We start from the raw sequence: 3,284 nt of genomic DNA on the forward strand, positions 1-3,284 counted from the left end.
AGACCTATTTGTAAAGGATGTAGAGAACATTGTAATTCTGAAGATTGTCCATCTTATAAAAAAGAGATTTGTTCTAACTTAGAAAAGCCACCATACGTATGTACAGGATGTTCTTCATACAACACTTGTAAGTTACCTAAAATAATTTACAAAGCAGATGTTGCAGATAGAGTATATCGTAATCAACTTAAGGAATTAAGGAATGGTGTTACTATATCTGAAGAGGAAGCTTCAAAACTTGCAGCAATCTTTAAAGAAGGAACAAAAAAAGGACAAAGCATACACCACATAGTAATCGCTAATGGAGGAGAAGATACAATAGGTTATTCTGAAAAGACTATCTACAATTATATAGCTCTTGGTGTTATTCCTGGTGTAATAAACTTAGATTTACCAAGGAAAGTAAGATATAGGAAGAGAAAAAAGAATTCCAATCAATATATAAAAGTGGATAAATCTTGCAGAGTTGGAAGAACCTATGATGATTATTTAGCTTTTATGAAAGAAGGTAATAATATCTATCTTCCAGTAGTAGAGATGGATTCGGTTGAAGGTAAAAAAGGTATAGGAGAAAAAGTCTGCCTTACACTTTTGTTTACTTCTTGTTCTATGATGTTTGGGTTTCTAAGAGATTCGAATTCTTCATCTTCAGTCATTGCTATTTTTAATAATTTAAAAATAACTCTTGGAGAAGACTTATTTGCTAAATTATTCCCGGTGATACTCACAGATAGAGGTTCTGAGTTTTCTGATCCCAAAGCTATTGAAATGAGTTTAGATGGGAAAAGACAATTGACTCATGTATTTTATTGTGACCCTATGAATAGCAACCAAAAGCCTGAAGTTGAAAGATGTCATGCAGATTTTAGAAGAATCGTCCCAAAAGGAACTAGCCTAAATAGTTTCTCTCAGGACGATATTCAAAAAGCTTTCGGTCATGTAGCTGCAATACCCCGCCAGCAATACTTTGACAAAACAGCTTCTCAGTTATTTATTACAATTTACGGTGAAGATACTTTCAATAAATTAGGTGGCGTTTTAGTTTCTCCTAAAGATGCTAATTTAACACCTAAATTACTTGCTAAGTAATTAATCTACAACCGCAGGAACCTCAAGAAAAAAACACTAATTACAGACGGTTGCATTTAATTTACCAAAAATTTTAAATTCTTCACGCCTGCGCTTCGTTATGCTCTTTCCTTTTGAAGTTTTATAAAATCAGCTTTATTATACAACTAATTTGCTTATTTTTTTATAAGAAATTGCTTTAGTTATTTGATTTATAGTTGCATTTACTTTTTCCTATTGCATTTTCCCTTACAAAGTTGCATTTAACTTTTCATTCGACGAAATTTTCTAAAATTTTACTTTGCAGATTAGAAAATCCATGTGATAATAACTAATGAGGAATTTTGAAGAGTATGATTAATTAGCAGCTCTTCATTTGTATCCCGTTGGTTCGGGATCAAGGAGGTTGCCACTAGAGAATGAGTATCTAGTGGTTTTTTTATACCCAAATGATGCTATTATTATGGTAATATTAGAAAAAATATTAAGGATGGAATTATGAGAATCGGACTTGTTATGGAAAATAGTCAGGGGGATAAGAATCCTCTTGTTTATGAATGCTTAAAGGAAGTTGCAGAAAAATATGGTCATGAGGTAGTTAACTATGGAATGTATTCATCTAAGGATGAATGTCAGATCACATATGTTAAGGCAGGTTTACTTTCATCTGTTCTTCTAAATTCTAAGGCAGTTGATTTCATTGTTACAGGATGTGGTACTGGTGAAGGCGCAATGCTTGCACTCAATTCATTCCCTGCAACTTTATGTGGCCATGTAGTAGACCCTGAGGATGCTTACCTTTTTATGCAGATCAATGATGGTAATGCTATCGCAATTCCATATGCAAAGGGTATGGGCTGGGGAGCAGAGCTTAGATTAAAGAATATCTTCGAGCAATTATTTGTAGCTCCAGGTGGTGGCGGCTATCCTAAGGATAGAGTTGTTCCTGAGCAGAGAAATAAGAAGATTCTTGACCAAGTTAAGACTGTTACACATACAGATATTAAATATATCGTAAAGAATCTAGACCAAGACTTTGTTAAGGAGACCTTCTCAGGAGAGCACTTTAAGGAGTACTTCTCAAGAGATGCTCAAGAGGGCGAGCTAAAGGATTTAGTTCTTTCTCTTTGCTAATGAATATAGCCCAGGTATTTAAGCCTGGGTTTTTCTTTTGCCCCTTGTCGATATTAATTGTTGATATTATCTTATTGCGATGTATCCACAATTGTTTGAGGTGAAGAAATGTCAAAAAAACAATTTAAAACTGAGGTGAGTGACCTTTTAAATCTTATTATTCACTCACTCTATTCTAACAAAGAAATCTTTTTAAGGGAGCTTATTAGCAATTCATCAGATGCAATTGATAAGCTTAAGTATCTTTCTCTAGTCGATGGTCCACTTAAGGGCTTTAGCTTTGATCCTTGTATCAATATCACATTTGATAGTAACGCAAAGACACTTACTATTAGTGATAATGGTATCGGTATGGATGAAAAGGATTTAAATGATAACCTTGGTACCATTGCATCATCTGGCACAAAGAAATTCCTTGCAACTCTAACTGAGGAAGCTAAGAAGGATTCAAATTTAATTGGTCAATTTGGTGTTGGCTTCTATTCTGCATTTATGGTTGCTTCTTCTGTTGAGGTTATCAGTAAGAAGGCTGGTAGCAATGAAGCCTTTAGATGGTATAGCGAGGGTAAGAGCTCTTATTCTATCGATCCTGCTGAAAGAGCAGAGCAGGGCTCTACTATTATCCTACACCTTAATGAAGAGGGCGAAGAATATGCAAATCGCTATCGTCTAGATAGCTTAATAAAGAAGTACTCTGACCACGTTGCTTACCCAATCTACCTTGAGTATGACCAGGAGAGCTATACAGAGGAAAAGGATAGTGAGGGAAACCCAATAAAGAAGAGTGAGCATAAGAGAGAGCAGGTAAATAGTGCTTCTGCTCTTTGGACTAGAAATAAGTCCTCTATTAAGGATGAGGAGTATAAGGAGTTCTATAAGAACAACTACTTCGACCAGGAGGATCCTTTATTCTATTTACATACTCATGCAGAGGGTGCTACCGAGTATACAACTCTTTTCTATATCCCAGCTAAGGCTCCATTTGATATGAACTATGCTGATTACAGAAGTGGTGTAAAGCTCTATGTTAAGCGCGTTTATATTACAGATGATGATAAGCAGCTACTCCCAACATATCTAAG

Annotated in this window: 3 protein-coding genes; all 3 read left to right on the forward strand. The window is 35.1% G+C overall.

Translation table 11 applies throughout. The features are described from left to right. Positions 1 to 1,089: hypothetical protein (locus tag SOY52_RS06960; protein WP_320848238.1), on the forward strand; the 1,089-nt coding region annotated here is incomplete at its 5' end. Positions 1,090 to 1,566: 477 nt separating this feature from the next. Further along, entirely contained in the window at positions 1,567 to 2,202 is a 636-nt protein-coding gene (locus SOY52_RS06965; protein ID WP_154425064.1) for an RpiB/LacA/LacB family sugar-phosphate isomerase, read from the forward strand. Positions 2,203 to 2,310: 108 nt separating this feature from the next. Next, a partial coding sequence (htpG, locus tag SOY52_RS06970; protein WP_320848239.1) for a molecular chaperone HtpG occupies positions 2,311 to 3,284 on the forward strand: 974 nt, incomplete at its 3' end.

The sequence above is a fragment of the Bullifex sp. genome (assembly GCF_034103065.1).
Lineage (GTDB): Bacteria > Spirochaetota > Spirochaetia > Sphaerochaetales > Sphaerochaetaceae > Bullifex.